General features: G+C 62.1%; 12 protein-coding genes and 1 pseudogene. 5 read left to right on the top strand and 8 right to left on the bottom strand.

Annotated elements, in window-relative coordinates:
• Positions 1 to 155: 155 nt before the first annotated feature.
• Together AC07W0_RS27110 and AC07W0_RS27115 are read right to left on the bottom strand one after the other, a co-directional pair.
• Complete coding sequence (locus tag AC07W0_RS27110; RefSeq protein WP_370737510.1) at positions 156 to 911, bottom strand: methyl-accepting chemotaxis protein; 756 nt, start codon at positions 909 to 911, stop codon at positions 156 to 158.
• Positions 912 to 1013: 102 nt separating this feature from the next.
• Positions 1014 to 2330, bottom strand: a pseudogene (locus AC07W0_RS27115) (PDC sensor domain-containing protein); the annotation flags it as partial.
• 215 nt (positions 2331 to 2545) lie between these two features.
• Between AC07W0_RS27115 and AC07W0_RS27120 the strand changes: the two are divergent.
• Together AC07W0_RS27120 and ctpM are read left to right on the top strand one after the other, a co-directional pair.
• A complete protein-coding gene (locus AC07W0_RS27120) occupies positions 2546 to 3865 on the top strand; it encodes a Na+/H+ antiporter family protein (RefSeq protein WP_173677815.1) in 1320 nt (439 codons plus the stop codon).
• A gap of 72 nt (positions 3866 to 3937) precedes the next feature.
• Complete coding sequence (ctpM, locus tag AC07W0_RS27125) at positions 3938 to 5617, top strand: methyl-accepting chemotaxis protein CtpM (protein WP_017847017.1); 1680 nt, start codon at positions 3938 to 3940, stop codon at positions 5615 to 5617.
• A gap of 6 nt (positions 5618 to 5623) precedes the next feature.
• Here the strand turns inward: ctpM and trhP are convergent, their stop codons facing one another.
• Positions 5624 to 6946, bottom strand: a complete 1323-nt coding sequence (gene trhP, locus AC07W0_RS27130) for a prephenate-dependent tRNA uridine(34) hydroxylase TrhP (RefSeq protein ID WP_026140032.1) — start codon at positions 6944 to 6946, stop codon at positions 5624 to 5626.
• Between the two features lie 160 nt (positions 6947 to 7106).
• Here trhP and AC07W0_RS27135 point away from each other — a divergent pair, with 160 nt between their 5' ends.
• Positions 7107 to 8174 carry an AI-2E family transporter gene (locus tag AC07W0_RS27135; protein ID WP_017847019.1) on the top strand — a complete coding sequence of 356 codons (1068 nt, stop codon included), beginning with the start codon at positions 7107 to 7109 and terminating at the stop codon, positions 8172 to 8174.
• Between the two features lie 3 nt (positions 8175 to 8177).
• Here the strand turns inward: AC07W0_RS27135 and AC07W0_RS27140 are convergent, their stop codons facing one another.
• The 3 genes from AC07W0_RS27140 to AC07W0_RS27150 all read right to left on the bottom strand — a co-directional run bounded on the left by AC07W0_RS27140 (position 8178) and on the right by AC07W0_RS27150 (position 9236).
• Complete coding sequence (locus AC07W0_RS27140) at positions 8178 to 8351, bottom strand: hypothetical protein (protein ID WP_017847020.1); 174 nt, start codon at positions 8349 to 8351, stop codon at positions 8178 to 8180.
• Positions 8352 to 8442: 91 nt separating this feature from the next.
• Positions 8443 to 8637, bottom strand: a complete 195-nt coding sequence (locus AC07W0_RS27145) for a hypothetical protein (RefSeq protein ID WP_017847021.1) — start codon at positions 8635 to 8637, stop codon at positions 8443 to 8445.
• A gap of 245 nt (positions 8638 to 8882) precedes the next feature.
• Entirely contained in the window at positions 8883 to 9236 is a 354-nt protein-coding gene (locus AC07W0_RS27150) for a hypothetical protein (protein ID WP_026140033.1), read from the bottom strand.
• Between the two features lie 155 nt (positions 9237 to 9391).
• Here AC07W0_RS27150 and AC07W0_RS27155 point away from each other — a divergent pair, with 155 nt between their 5' ends.
• Positions 9392 to 10210 (top strand): shikimate 5-dehydrogenase, encoded by an 819-nt coding sequence (locus AC07W0_RS27155; protein WP_017847023.1) that lies wholly within the window; start codon positions 9392 to 9394, stop codon positions 10208 to 10210.
• A gap of 60 nt (positions 10211 to 10270) precedes the next feature.
• Here AC07W0_RS27155 and AC07W0_RS27160 read toward each other — a convergent pair whose 3' ends face one another.
• Positions 10271 to 10921: a YceH family protein gene (locus tag AC07W0_RS27160; protein WP_017847024.1), complete on the bottom strand. Its 651-nt coding sequence runs from the start codon at positions 10919 to 10921 to the stop codon at positions 10271 to 10273.
• A gap of 116 nt (positions 10922 to 11037) precedes the next feature.
• On the opposite strand from AC07W0_RS27160, the gene AC07W0_RS27165 reads away from it, so the two are divergent.
• A complete protein-coding gene (locus tag AC07W0_RS27165) occupies positions 11038 to 11547 on the top strand; it encodes a DUF1993 domain-containing protein (RefSeq protein ID WP_017847025.1) in 510 nt (169 codons plus the stop codon).
• A gap of 83 nt (positions 11548 to 11630) precedes the next feature.
• Here AC07W0_RS27165 and sstT read toward each other — a convergent pair whose 3' ends face one another.
• On the bottom strand, positions 11631 to 12851 hold the full coding sequence (gene sstT / locus AC07W0_RS27170; protein WP_102617826.1) for a serine/threonine transporter SstT: 1221 nt from the start codon (positions 12849 to 12851) through the stop codon (positions 11631 to 11633).
• Between the last annotated feature and the right edge of the window lie 226 nt (positions 12852 to 13077).

Consider the following 13077-nt stretch of genomic DNA (forward strand, 5'->3'; position numbering starts at 1 on the left):
GCCGCACTGCGGGCGACGTCCTGGGCGGTGGCGCTCATTTCATGGGCTTGCCCCCGATAGCGGTGAATCAGTCGATGTAGCCTTTGACTGACCCACTGCAATCGGGGGCAAGCCCCCTCCCACATTGGATTTTCTTCAGCGTTGGTGTCGGTTACTCACACCTGGAAATGATCCATCAACCCCTGTTGCTGATTGGCCAGGTGGTTCAACGCCTGGCTGACCCGTGCCGATTCGTTGGCCTGTTCTGACAGCGACTCGGTGACATCGCGGATTGTCGCCACGTTGCTGTTGATCTCTTCGGCCACCGCGCTTTGCTCTTCGGCGGCACTGGCGATCTGTAGGTTCATGTCGCTGATCACTGTGACTGCGGCGCCGATCTGGCGCAGGGCGGTGACCGCCTCGCCGACTTGTTCGACGCTGCTCTGGGCCTGGCGATAGCTGTTGCCCATGGCGCCGACCACATCGGTGGTGCCGCTTTGCAGTTGCTCGATCACCAGGCGGGTTTCTTCCACCGACTCCTGGGTACGACGCGCCAGGTTGCGCACTTCGTCGGCGACCACGGCAAACCCACGGCCGGCCTCACCGGCCCGGGCCGCTTCGATGGCGGCGTTGAGGGCCAGCAGGTTGGTCTGCTCGGCGATGCCGCGAATCACTTCGAGCACCGAGCCGATCTGCGCACTGTTGGTCGCCAGGCCTTCAACCTGGGCCATGGCGGTGCTCATGTCCGCCGCCAGATGGCCGATGTTGGTGGTGGTGCGGTCGATCACCTGCAGGCCGTCACGGGTGGCCTGGTCGGCATCGCGTGCGGCTTGGGCGGCCTGGGCCGCACTGCGGGCGACGTCCTGGGCGGTGGCGCTCATTTCATGGGAGGCGGTGGCCACCTGGTCGACCTGGCGGTATTGCTGCTCCATGCCGGCGCTGGTTTCGCTGGCGATCGCGGCGGATTGGTCGGCGGTGCCGCGGGCGTCCTGCACCGAGCGTTTGACCTCGGCGATGATCGGCTGCAGTTTGTCGAGGAAGCGGTTGAACCAGCCGGCCAGTTGCCCCAGCTCGTCCTGTTTGGCGTAGTCCAGGCGACGGGTCAGGTCGCCTTCGCCGCTGGCGATGTCTTCGAGCATGTGCGCCACGCTCAGGATCGGCCGGGTCACGCTGCGCGCCATCAGCCACACCAGCCCCAGGCCGATCACGGCGGCGAGCAGGCCCAGGCTCAACTCGAGCAGGGTGCCACGGGCGTTGTCGGCGTCCAGTTGCGCCTTGAGCGCTTCGGCCGGGCCCACCAGGATTTTTTCCGGCACATCCAGCAACACGCCCCACGGCTTGCCGCCGGGGATCGGCGTGAACGGTGCCAGGACCTTGAGTCGACGGTCGGCACGCAGGCTGCTGATCCGCGTACTGCCGGCCAGGGCGCTGAGCAATTGCGCGCCGCTGGCGGTGTCGACCTGGTCCAGGCGCTGGCTGAGCTTGCTCGCATCCGGGCTGTAGCCGGCCAGCAAGCCGGTGGCGCTGAGAATGCTGACCTGGGTCTGGCCGTCATACAGCGTGTGGCTCGCCTGCTGGCTCACCGCCTGCAGGCTGTTGAGGTTGATGTCCACCGACAGCGAGGCGATGACTTTGCCATTCACTATCAGCGGGAACACGAGGCTGGTCATCAGTACGTTTTGGCCGTCGATGACATAGAAGTACGGTTCGATCACACACGGTTTGAGGGTGGTGCGCGGGCAGGTGAACCAGGCATTGGCCTTTTCCCCGCTCGGGCCGATGCTGGTGTCGGACATGTCGCTTTCGGGCAGCGACATGGCGGTGAGTTTGCCGGGCGTCGGCTGTGACCAATAGAGGGCGAATCGGCCTTTGTCGTTGCTGCCCAGCTCTGGCTGGTTGACGAACAGCTCATCCTTGCCGTCCAGGGCATTGGCTTCGAACACCAGGGACAAGCCGAGCAGGTCGGGGTTGGCCTGCAAGGCGGCCTTGACCTGGCGGGTCAAGTCTTCACGGGTGTCGAAGGCGTCAAGGAAGCGCTTTTCCGCCTGTTCGCGCAGGAACAGCACCTGGCGGGAAAACCCGTGACCGTATTGATAGGCATCCATGAACTGCTGGCGGATGCCCAGCGCCTGCGCTTCGCCCTGGGCTTCGATACGCGCCCGGGCCGCTTCGTCGAGCATGTGCATGCTGGAGGCTTTGACCTGCTGCGAACTCTGTTCCATGCGATACAGCGACAGACCCACCAGCAGGGTCACGATCCCCAGCAGGCAGAGGCCGGCGAGCAGGGTGATTTTCCATTGAATGGACAGCTGTCTGAGGGACATCGCGGAGCATCCTTTACCTGAAAACATAGAGAGCCTTTATATCGGCGGCTGTGTTTTTTTCTTTATTCAAACGTTCAATTTAAATTTGCAGGCGACGCCGTTTTTTGACATGCGACCGCGCCTGCTGCAAAGTGCGCGCCCTCTAATAAGACCTCCTTCCAGCCTGCTCACCGGCAGTCATCCTCCATGGCCGCGCGGGTGCGGGCATGCCTGTATTTTGTTTTTTGCTCGAGGTAACCATGATTAACGCAGTCATCGCCGCGGTCGGCACCATGCTGGTGCTCAGCCTGTCCCGCGTGCATGTGGTCATCGCCATCATCGTCGGCGCCCTGGTGGGCGGGCTGACCGGTGGCCTGGGCATCGACGCCACGCTCCAGGCCTTCAACGGTGGGCTGGGTGGTGGCGCGACAGTGGCTTTGTCCTACGCATTGCTCGGCGCTTTCGCGGTGGCGATTGCCAAGTCCGGCCTGGCCCATGCCCTGGCGGACAAGGCGCTGCTGCTGGTCGATCGCCAGGAAGCCAGCGGCGGCAGCCATGTCAAATGGCTACTGATCGGCCTGCTGTGGGTGGTGGCGATTGCCTCGCAAAACATCCTGCCGATTCATATCGCGTTTATCCCGCTGCTGGTGCCGCCGTTGCTGTATGTGCTGACCAAACTGCAACTGGACCGTCGCCTGATCGCCTGCGTGATGACCTTCGGTTTGATCACGCCCTACATGTTCCTGCCGGTGGGCTTCGGCAACATCTTTCTCAACCAGATCCTGCTGGCCAACGTGGCCAAGAGCGGCGTGGACATCAGCCAGGTCAACGTGACCCACGCCATGGGCCTGCCGGCGCTGGGCATGGTGGTCGGCCTGCTGGTGGCGGTGTTTGTCAGCTACCGTAAAAAGCGCGTGTACGACCTGGAGAAAATCGAGCGGATCGAACAGGTCGCGGTGCAATACAACCCGCTGACCCTGCTGGTGGCTGGCCTGGCGATCGCCTCGGCGTTCATCATTCAGTTGTGGTTGGACTCGATGATCATCGGCGCCCTGGCCGGGTTCCTGATTTTCTCGGTATCGGGCATTGTGCGCTGGCGCGAGACCGACGACCTGTTCACCGAAGGCATGAAGATGATGGCGATGATCGGCTTCATCATGATCGCCGCTTCAGGCTTCGCCGAAGTGCTCAAGGCCACCGGAGACGTGCGCTCGCTGGTGGAAACGTCGGCGGCGCTCATCGGCCATAGCCGTGGGATCGGGGCGTTGCTGATGTTGCTGGTGGGGCTGCTGGTGACCATGGGCATCGGTTCGTCGTTTTCCACGGTGCCGATCCTGGCCGCGATTTTCGTGCCGCTGTGTGTGCAACTGGGCTTCAGCCCGCTGGCCATTGTGTGCATCGTCGGCACGGCCGGCGCCTTGGGCGATGCCGGTTCGCCGGCGTCGGATTCGACCCTGGGCCCGACGTCCGGCCTGAATATCGACGGCCAGCACCACCACATCTGGGACACCGTGGTGCCGACATTCCTGCATTACAACATCCCGCTGCTGGTGTTTGGCTGGGTGGCGGCGATGACGCTCTGACGAGGTCGTCCTACAGAATCCGCGCAACTGGCCGTTAACCTCTCAAGCCGCCACTAATAAGAGAGAAAAGCCATGCGTCTGAGCCTGAAGGTCAAAGTCCTGTGCCTGGCCATCGTGCCGGTGCTGTTGTTTGCGTTGGTGATCAGCCTGACCACGGTGTGGATCCTCAAGGGGCAAGCGCGCAACGAGGTGGATGAGACCCGCCAGCACTTGCTCGACGCCGCCAAGGCCACTCTGCAGAGTTATGTGGAAGTGGCCATGACCACTATCAAGCCGCTCTACGACGCCGCCGCCCCGGGCGATACGGCGGCGCGTGCCGAGGTGGTCAAGCTGCTGTCCAATACCAGCTACGGCAAGGATGGCTACTTCTTCGGCTACGACTCCGAAACCATCCGCCTGTTCAAGGGCAACAGCCCGGACGGCGTGGGCAAGAGCTTCAAGGACAACCGCGACCCGAATGGCGTCTACGTCAACCGCGACCTGGTCAAGGTCGGCAAGGACGGCACCCACTACCTGCAATACAGCTCGACCCAGCCCGGCCAGACCGAACTGGTGCCCAAGCTCGGCTACACCGAGTACTTGCCCAAGTGGGACATGGTCATCGGCACCTCGGTCAACCTGGATGGCATCGATGCCCAGGTGGCGGTGGTCGAGGCCAAGGTCAAGAAACGCATGGAGGGCGTATTGCTGAGTATCTTCGGTGTGGCCGTGCTGGTGCTGCTGGTGATTGCGGCGGCGGGCATGGTCCTGGCCAATACCATCCTGCGTCCGCTGCACCTTATGAAAGCCAACCTCGACGATATCGCTGCCGGTGAGGGCGACCTGACGCGGCGCCTGGCTATCACCAGCCAGGATGAGCTGGGCGATCTGGCCGGGGCCTTCAACCGGTTTGTCGAAAAGATCCACGGTTTGGTGCGCCAGATCACCGAAATGACCGCGCAACTCACCGGGCTGGTGGGCCAGGTGTCCGACCAGGCGCAGCGTTCGGAGCAGGCCATGGAGCGTCAGCGTCACGAGACCGACCAGGTGGCCACCGCGATCAATCAGATGTCTTCCGCCGCCCAGGAGGTTGCGCGCAGTGCCCAAGGCGCTTCCGTGGCTGCGCAACAGACCGACGCCGAGGGCCAGGCCGCCAAGCGCGTGGTGGACGGCAGCATCGCGCAGATCCATGCGCTGGTGAACGATATCCGCAGCAGCGGCGTGTCCCTCGACAGCTTGCAGCAGGACGTGTCGTCGATTGTCAGCGTGCTCGGCGTGATCCGCTCGATTGCCGAGCAGACCAACCTGTTGGCCCTTAACGCCGCGATCGAAGCGGCGCGGGCGGGGGAGGCCGGTCGCGGCTTTGCCGTGGTCGCCGACGAAGTGCGTGCCCTGGCCAGTCGTACCCAGACCAGCACCCAGGAAATCCAGGGCATGATCGACCGCCTGCAAAAAGGCACCGTCGCCGCCGTGGAGGCCATGCGCCGCTCCAGCGATGCCGGGGACGGCACCTCGGCCCAAGCCAACGAAGCCGGGGCGTCGCTGGACACCATGGCGCAGTTGATCGGCACCATCAACTCGATGAACGCGCAAATTGCCAGCGCCGCCGAAGAACAGACCGCGGTCGCCGAAGAGATCAACCGCAGCGTGCATCAGATTGCCGTGGCGGTGGACAGCGTGGCCGATGAAACCCAATTGGGCGCCCAGACGTCGCGCAGCCTGGCCGACCTCGGCCAGCGCTTGGGCCAACTGGTGGCCCAGTTCAGGATCTGAGCGGGGTTACTCGACGTCGCGCATCAACAGGCCGAAACGCAGATCCATCTGCGCCGGCAAGGGCACATACACCGTGTGCCCATCCCCCGGCGCCACCTCGATGGCTTCGCCCTTGGCGTTGTGCAGGGTGGCCAGGTCGAAGTGAAAGTTGCCGGCGGGGGTCATCAGTTCCAGGTGATTGCCCACCGCAAAGCGGTTCTTCACCTTGACCTCCGCCAGCTCGCCCCGGCGCTCGCCGGTCAATTCGCCGACGAACTGCTGACGTTCCGACACCGAACTGCCGTTCTGGTAGTTCTGGTACTCGTCGTGTACATGGCGACGCAGGAAACCTTCGGTGTAGCCGCGTTGGGCCAGTGACTCCAGGTTGGTCATCAGGTTGCGGTCAAATTCGCGACCGGCCACGGCGTCATCGATGGCCTGGCGATACACCTGGGTGGTGCGCGCGCAGTAGAAGTGGGACTTGGTGCGGCCTTCGATCTTCAACGAATGCACGCCCATGTGGGTCAGACGCTCCACATGCTGCACCGCGCGCAGGTCCTTGGCGTTCATGATGTAGGTGCCGTGCTCGTCTTCGAAGGCGGGCATCTGTTCATCCGGGCGGTTGGCCTCCTGCAACAGGAACACCTGATCGGTCGGCGCGCCAATGCCCAGTGTGGGTTCCGGTTGATATTCCTGGACGATATCGCCGGTGACGTTTTCCACCGCTGGCGTGGCCTGGTATTTCCAGCGGCAGGCGTTGGTGCAGGTGCCTTGGTTGGCGTCGCGCTTGTTCATATAGCCGGAGAGCAGGCAGCGCCCGGAATAGGCCATGCACAACGCGCCATGGACAAACACTTCCAGCTCCATGGCCGGCACTTGCTCGCGGATTTCGCCGATCTCTTCCAAGGACAATTCCCGCGACAGGATCACCCGGCAGATGCCCTGCTGTTGCCAGAATTCCACACTGGCCCAGTTCACGGTATTGGCCTGCACCGACAAGTGGATGGGCATCATCGGGAAGTGGCGACGCACCAGCATGATCAGCCCGGGGTCGGACATGATCAACGCATCCGGGCCCATGGCGATCACCGGGGCCAGGTCCTTGAGGAAGGTCTTCAGCTTGGCGTTGTGCGGCGCGATGTTGACCACCACGTAGAAACGCTTGCCCAGTGCATGGGCTTCCTCGATGCCCAGGGCCAGGTTGGCGTGGTCGAATTCGTTGTTGCGCACGCGCAGGCTGTAGCGCGGCTGGCCGGCGTATACCGCATCGGCGCCGTAGGCGAAGGCGTAGCGCATGTTTTTCAGGGTGCCGGCGGGGGCGAGCAGTTCGGGTGCAAGGACGAGAGACATGGGGAGTGGGGCCCAAAAGGCCGCGAGCGTAGCCGAACGCGTATAGGGATTTATTGATCCAGGTCTACGCTTGCTGCAACAAAAAAGGCACTCCCGGGATTTGCGACGGACTAAGCACATGGACGCAAGCGCGCGCCCGGCTTTTTGACCTGGATCGGACATGAATCAAACCAACCTGCAATTCAAGACTCTGCTGTTACTGCTGGCCCTGGTGACCGTTGCCTTTATCTGGATATTGCTGCCGTTTTACGGCGCGGTGTTCTGGGCGGTCATCCTGGGCATCATCTTTGCCCCGATGCAGCGGCGCCTGCAGGTGAAATCAGGCTGGAACCGCAACCTGACCTCCCTGGCCACCCTGACGGTGTGCCTGGTGATTGCGATTCTGCCGGTGATCATCACCAGCGCCTTGCTGGTGCAGGAGGGGGCCACGCTGTATAAAAATGTCGAAAGCGGCAAGCTGGACGTGGCCGGGTATATCGAACAGTTCAAGAACTTCCTGCCACCTTATTTTCAGCACCTTCTGGATCGCTTCGGCATGGGCAACCTGGAAAGCCTGCGCGAGAAAATCGTCAAGAGTGCGATGCAGGGCAGCCAGTTCTTCGCCAGTCAGGCGTTCAGCTTTGGCCAGGGCACGTTCGATTTCCTGGTGAGTTTTTTCATCATGCTGTATTTGCTGTTTTTCCTGCTGCGTGACGGCCCGGAACTGGTGCGAAAAGTCCGCACGGCGGTGCCGCTGGCCGAGCCGCAAAAGCGCCGCCTGCAGCTCAAGTTCAACCGCGTGGTGCGCGCCACGGTCAAGGGCAACGTGTTGGTTGCCGTGACCCAAGGCGCGTTGGGCGGTTTGATCTTCTGGTTTCTGGACATTCCCAGCGCGTTGCTCTGGGCGGTGCTGATGGCGTTTTTGTCGCTGCTGCCGGCGGTGGGCGCGGGGATCGTGTGGGGGCCGGTGGCGGCGTACTTCCTGTTGAGCGGGGCGATCTGGCAAGGCGTGGTGCTGAGCCTGTTCGGTGTGTTCGTCATCGGCCTGGTGGATAACGTGCTGCGCCCGATTCTGGTGGGCAAGGACACCAAGATGCCGGACTACCTGATTCTGATCTCGACCCTGGGCGGCTTGTCGGTGTTCGGCCTCAACGGCTTTGTGATCGGGCCGCTGGTGGCGGCGTTGTTCATGTCCAGTTGGGCGTTGTTTGTCGAAAGCAAGCCGCGGCTCAAGTTGCCGTTGCCCTAGGCCTCAGGCGCGCAGCCTGAAGGTTGCCGCTTGTTGCTCGGCAGCCGATAACGAGGTGAGCGGGCCGCTGACGGGTTCGCCATCGTGCATCAGGTACCAGCAGGCGAGTACACCCAGCTTGCGCAGGGGGGCAGGAACGGCGCTGCCGATGACGGACATGATCTGAATAGTGGGCATATGGACCTCCAATCGCTATGAGGGTCACCTTACGGGGTGCCAGCGTCGAGGAAAAATCACCCGGCTTGATAGTCGACATCAACGCCAGGCGTCACTCCACCACTTGATCGAGCATGTGTACCACTTCTTGCTCATTGAGCAGGCCTTTGCGCACCAGGCTTTCGGTCAGCAGCGCGAGGAATTTTGCGCTGCGGTGGCCTTCCAGGTGCTTGAGTTCGGTCAGTGCGCTGTAGACCTTGCTGGACGTACAGAGTCCGGCTACGTGGTGTGGGTTTTGCGTGGGCATGGTCAGCCGTCCTTGTTGTTATCGGGTTCAGAGGTGGGATAGTGAAAGTGAGTCGTGACACAAACATGACAGCGCGAGACCCGGTCGGGCAAGTAGACTTTCGGCTTCGATGATGTGGGATTACGACTCGGCCATTGTCCTTATAACGACCTTGGTACGATCAATCCGCACGATGTGCAATAAAACGCCATGCAAAAAAAGGCCCCGCGGGTGGGCGAGGCCGGTTCAGGCAGATCGGTTCAAGCTTACCAACCGCGGCCATAATAGCCGTGGGGGTGGCCGTAATAGCCACGCGGTGGGCCGTAATACACCGGCGCCGGGCGGTAATAGACCTGTTGTTGCACATACACCGGCGGCGGCGGTGCGTAGTACACAGGCGGCGGTGCGGCGTAAACCGGTTGCGGTTGCACATACACCGGCTGCTGCACATAGACTTCACGGGGTTGGCTGGCAACCACGGAGCCTACGACGGCGGCGCCGACTAACGCACCCAAGACGGCCGGACCACCCCATCCGCCACCGTGGGCGGAGGCTTGGCCTGCCATAGCGAGTGCACCGATAAGCAAGGCGATCTTGGGGATTTTACGAATCATGGTCATTCCTCGGTTAGCCCCTGCGCTTGTGGCCTGCAATCAATTGGCTCAAGTAATGTCGCGGGATACTTTTAAGACAACGTATTTCTGAAAAACAGCACGGCCGATTGGTAAAGGTTGTGTAAGGTCTGTACCGATTTGCTTACTTCAAGGAGTTACCCATGCAGATGCACCCCAACAAGGATACCCAACTGTGCATGTCACTGTCGGCGCGTCCCGGGAATTTCGGCCTGCGATTTCATAACCATTTGTATGAACAACTGGGTCTGAATTTCTACTATAAAGCCTTCAGCAGCCAGGATTTAGCCGGCGCGATCGGCGGTATCCGGGCGTTGGGGATTCGCGGTTGCGGGGTGTCGATGCCGTTCAAGGAGGCCAGTATTGCCCTGGTGGACGAACTGGACAGTTCGGTCAAAGCCATCGCGTCCCTGAACACCATCGTCAACACGGCCGGCCATCTCAAGGCCTACAACACCGACTACATCGCCATCGCGCAACTGTTGAAAAAGCATGCAGTGCCGACAGATTCGACCTTTGCCCTGCGCGGCAGCGGCGGCATGGCCAAAGCCGTGGCCAGTGCCCTGCGCGACGGCGGGTATGCCAATGGCGTGATCGTGGCGCGTAACGAAGCGGCGGGCAGGGCGCTGGCGCAGAGCCTGGGTTATCAATGGCAGGCGCAATTGGGCGATCTGCGCCCGCAGATGTTGATCAACGTCACGCCGATCGGCATGACCGGCGGGGCCGAGGCCGATCAGTTGGCTTTCGAGGCTGACGCGGTGGACCAGGCGCAGACTGTGTTCGATGTGGTGGCGATCCCGGCGGAAACACCGTTGATCGTGCGCGCACGTGCCCAAGGCAAGCGCGTGATCACCGGGCTGGAAGTGATCGCGATCCAGGCGCTGGAGCAGTTTGTGTTGTACACCGGGGTGCGGCCGACCCAGGAGCAGTTCGAAAACGCCGTCGCGTTTGCGCGAGGCTGAACAGCGCGGCCAATCACCTGTAGGAGCAGGCAAGCCGGCTCCTAAAGGGGGGTGAGCGTGTCAGGCCTGTTCCAGCTGTGCCAGCCGTTCTTCGAGCGCGGCAATCCGCGCTTCCAGCTCTTCGATGCGCTCGACTGAGACCCCGCCGGCCCCGCGTTCCACCGGGTTGCCGCGCGCCGCGATAATCGCCTCGATATCCGCCGGGTCGCCCAGCGCGTGGGTATAGCGATCCTCGCGTTGCCCCGCCTGGCGCGGCACCAGCACGGCCAGTCCCCGCGCAATCAGGCGTTCCAACTGGTGTACGACCTGGTCGGCGTCTTCGAAGTCATGCATGCGCCCGCTGCGGGTCAGCAGTTCGTTGACCGTCTGCGGCCCACGCAGAAACAGCAGCCCGGTCAGGATCACCTGGGCCGGCACCAATTCCAGCGCCTTGTCGACCCGGTGTTCCCAGCGGTCGGCGCGGCTGCCCATGACCAGGCGGGTGAAACCCTGGCCTTCCAGCACGCGCAGGCTTTGGCCGACCTGGCCTTGACTGAGGTTCATCACCGGCTCGCGGCTGGTCTTCTGGTTGCACGCCAGCACCAGCGCGTTGAGGGTCAGGGGGTAGGTTTCCGGGTTGGTCGCCTGTTTTTCGATCAGGCAGCCCAGGATGCGGATTTCCGTGCTGTTCAGGCGCGGCTCAGGGGTGTCGGTATCGTGCTCAGCGGTCATCGCGCTTTCCCTATGCAGTGAACGCACTAGCCTAATCCTGAAAAAATAAAAGACAAGCGGCCGGCATGGCTATAATCGCTGCTGGTTCCAACCCAGCCCTTACCGATGAGACTGTCATGACTATTTCCCTGTACGCCGCTTCCGTCCCAGTCTTCAAGCAAATGCTCACCGCCCTGAGCGGTGTGCTGGACAAAGCCGAAGCCCACGCCACCGCGAAGAACATCGAACCCAACGCCTTGCTGCAAGCGCGCCTGTTCCCGGACATGTTCCAACTGGTGCGCCAGGTGCAGATCGCCGTCGACTTCGCCAAGGGCGTTTCCGCGCGCCTGGCCGAGATCGAAGTGCCGAAATATGAAGACAACGAAGTGACCTTCGCCGACCTGCAAGCGCTGATCGCCAAGGTCTTGGCGTTTATGGACAGCATCAAGCCCGAGCAAATTGACGGCAAAGAAGGCATCGAGATCATCACTCGCCCAGGCACGCCGAAAGAGAAGCGCTTCAGCGGCCAGTCCTACCTGCTGACTTACGGCCTGCCGCAGTTCTTCTTCCACGTCACCACCGCCTACGCGCTGTTGCGTCACAACGGTGTGGAAGTGGGCAAGCGTGATTACATGGGCGCTTTCTGAATAACCGTGTACTGAGCGCATAAAATAAAAAAGCCCGGGGTCGTTCCGCTGTGAACGGCCCCGGGCTTTTTTGCGAGCGCTGTTTAAACCGGCTGCTCTTCCTTGCCCAGGCACGCCGCCGCAGTAAACAGCACATCGGTGGACGAGTTGAGCGCGGTTTCCGCCGAGTCCTGCAACACACCGATGATGAAACCTACGGCCACCACCTGCATGGCGATATCGCTGGAGATGCCGAACAGGCTGCACGCCAGCGGGATCAGCAGCAGCGAACCGCCGGCCACGCCCGACGCACCGCACGCGCAAATGGCGGCGACCACGCTGAGCAGCACGGCGGTGGGCAGGTCTACGACGATGCCCAGGGTGTGTACGGCGGCCAGAGTCAACACGGTGATGGTGATCGCCGCTCCCGCCATGTTGATGGTGGCGCCCAGCGGGATCGACACCGAGTAGGTGTCTTCATGCAGGCCCAGGCGTTTGCTCAACGCCAGGTTCACCGGAATGTTCGCTGCCGAACTGCGGGTGAAGAATGCCGTGATGCCGCTTTCGCGCAGGCACAGCAATACCAGCGGGTAGGGGTTGCGGCGCAGTTTCCAGAATACGATGGCCGGGTTGACCACCAGCGCCACGAACAGCATGCAGCCGATCAGCACCACCAACAGGTGGGCGTAACCGAGCAGGGCGCCGAAGCCGGAGGTGGCCAGGGTCGAGGCCACCAGGCCGAAAATCCCCAGGGGCGCGAAGCGGATCACCACGCGCACGATCAAGGTCACGCCGTTGGACAGGTCATCGAGCACCGTGCGAGTGGTTTCGCCGGCATGGCGAATCGCGATGCCCATGCCGATGGCCCAGGCCAGAATGCCGATAAAGTTGGCGTTCATCAGCGCGCTCACCGGGTTGTCCACCACGCTCAGCAACAGGCTCTGCAATACCTCGCCGATGCCGCCGGGGGCGCTCACGGTGGCGTCGTGGGTGGCGAGCACCAGCGGCGAGGGAAACAGCGTGCTGGCGATCACTGCAACCACGGCGGCCGCGAAGGTGCCCAGCAGGTAGAGGAACAGGATCGGCTTGATGTGGGTTTCCTGGCCGTGTTTGTGGTTGGCGATCGACGCCATCACCAGCACGAACACCAGGATCGGCGCCACGGCCTTCAGCGCGGTGACAAACACTTTGCCAATGAAACCGGTGGCCCTGGCGGCGTCGGGCGACACGAAGGCGAGCAGAATGCCGGCGATCAGGCCGATGACGATTTGCGTGACCAGGCTGACGCGCGTGAGTCGTTGGAAAAGGGAAGGGGCAGCAGTCATAAACGGTTGTCTCTGGTTTTTTTAGTAGGACGCAGCATTGCAGGTGGAGCGCGCTGTAGGAAGCGGGCGCGGAGTCTATCATGCTGTAGGAAATGTCCCTGTTGATGCGGCATTCCGTCACCCATTTGCGGCCAATTCGCACAGATCCTGTTAATATCGCCGTCTCTCATCTTTCTTCTTCGTCAGCGGGCCTCCGGGCTTTCGTTGATGTCGTCGTTTCTGGAGT

This window comes from Pseudomonas sp. GW704-F2 (genome assembly GCF_059423025.1).

Coding starts and splice junctions, on each gene's coding strand:
- AC07W0_RS27110 (WP_370737510.1), bottom strand. CDS start 911: ATGGAGCAGCAATACCGCCAGGTCGACCAGGTGGCCACCGCCTCCCAT.
- ctpM (WP_017847017.1), top strand. CDS start 3,938: ATGCGTCTGAGCCTGAAGGTCAAAGTCCTGTGCCTGGCCATCGTGCCG.
- trhP (WP_026140032.1), bottom strand. CDS start 6,946: ATGTCTCTCGTCCTTGCACCCGAACTGCTCGCCCCCGCCGGCACCCTG.
- AC07W0_RS27135 (WP_017847019.1), top strand. CDS start 7,107: ATGAATCAAACCAACCTGCAATTCAAGACTCTGCTGTTACTGCTGGCC.
- AC07W0_RS27140 (WP_017847020.1), bottom strand. CDS start 8,351: ATGCCCACTATTCAGATCATGTCCGTCATCGGCAGCGCCGTTCCTGCC.
- AC07W0_RS27145 (WP_017847021.1), bottom strand. CDS start 8,637: ATGCCCACGCAAAACCCACACCACGTAGCCGGACTCTGTACGTCCAGC.
- AC07W0_RS27150 (WP_026140033.1), bottom strand. CDS start 9,236: ATGACCATGATTCGTAAAATCCCCAAGATCGCCTTGCTTATCGGTGCA.
- AC07W0_RS27155 (WP_017847023.1), top strand. CDS start 9,392: ATGCAGATGCACCCCAACAAGGATACCCAACTGTGCATGTCACTGTCG.
- AC07W0_RS27160 (WP_017847024.1), bottom strand. CDS start 10,921: ATGACCGCTGAGCACGATACCGACACCCCTGAGCCGCGCCTGAACAGC.
- AC07W0_RS27165 (WP_017847025.1), top strand. CDS start 11,038: ATGACTATTTCCCTGTACGCCGCTTCCGTCCCAGTCTTCAAGCAAATG.
- sstT (WP_102617826.1), bottom strand. CDS start 12,851: ATGACTGCTGCCCCTTCCCTTTTCCAACGACTCACGCGCGTCAGCCTG.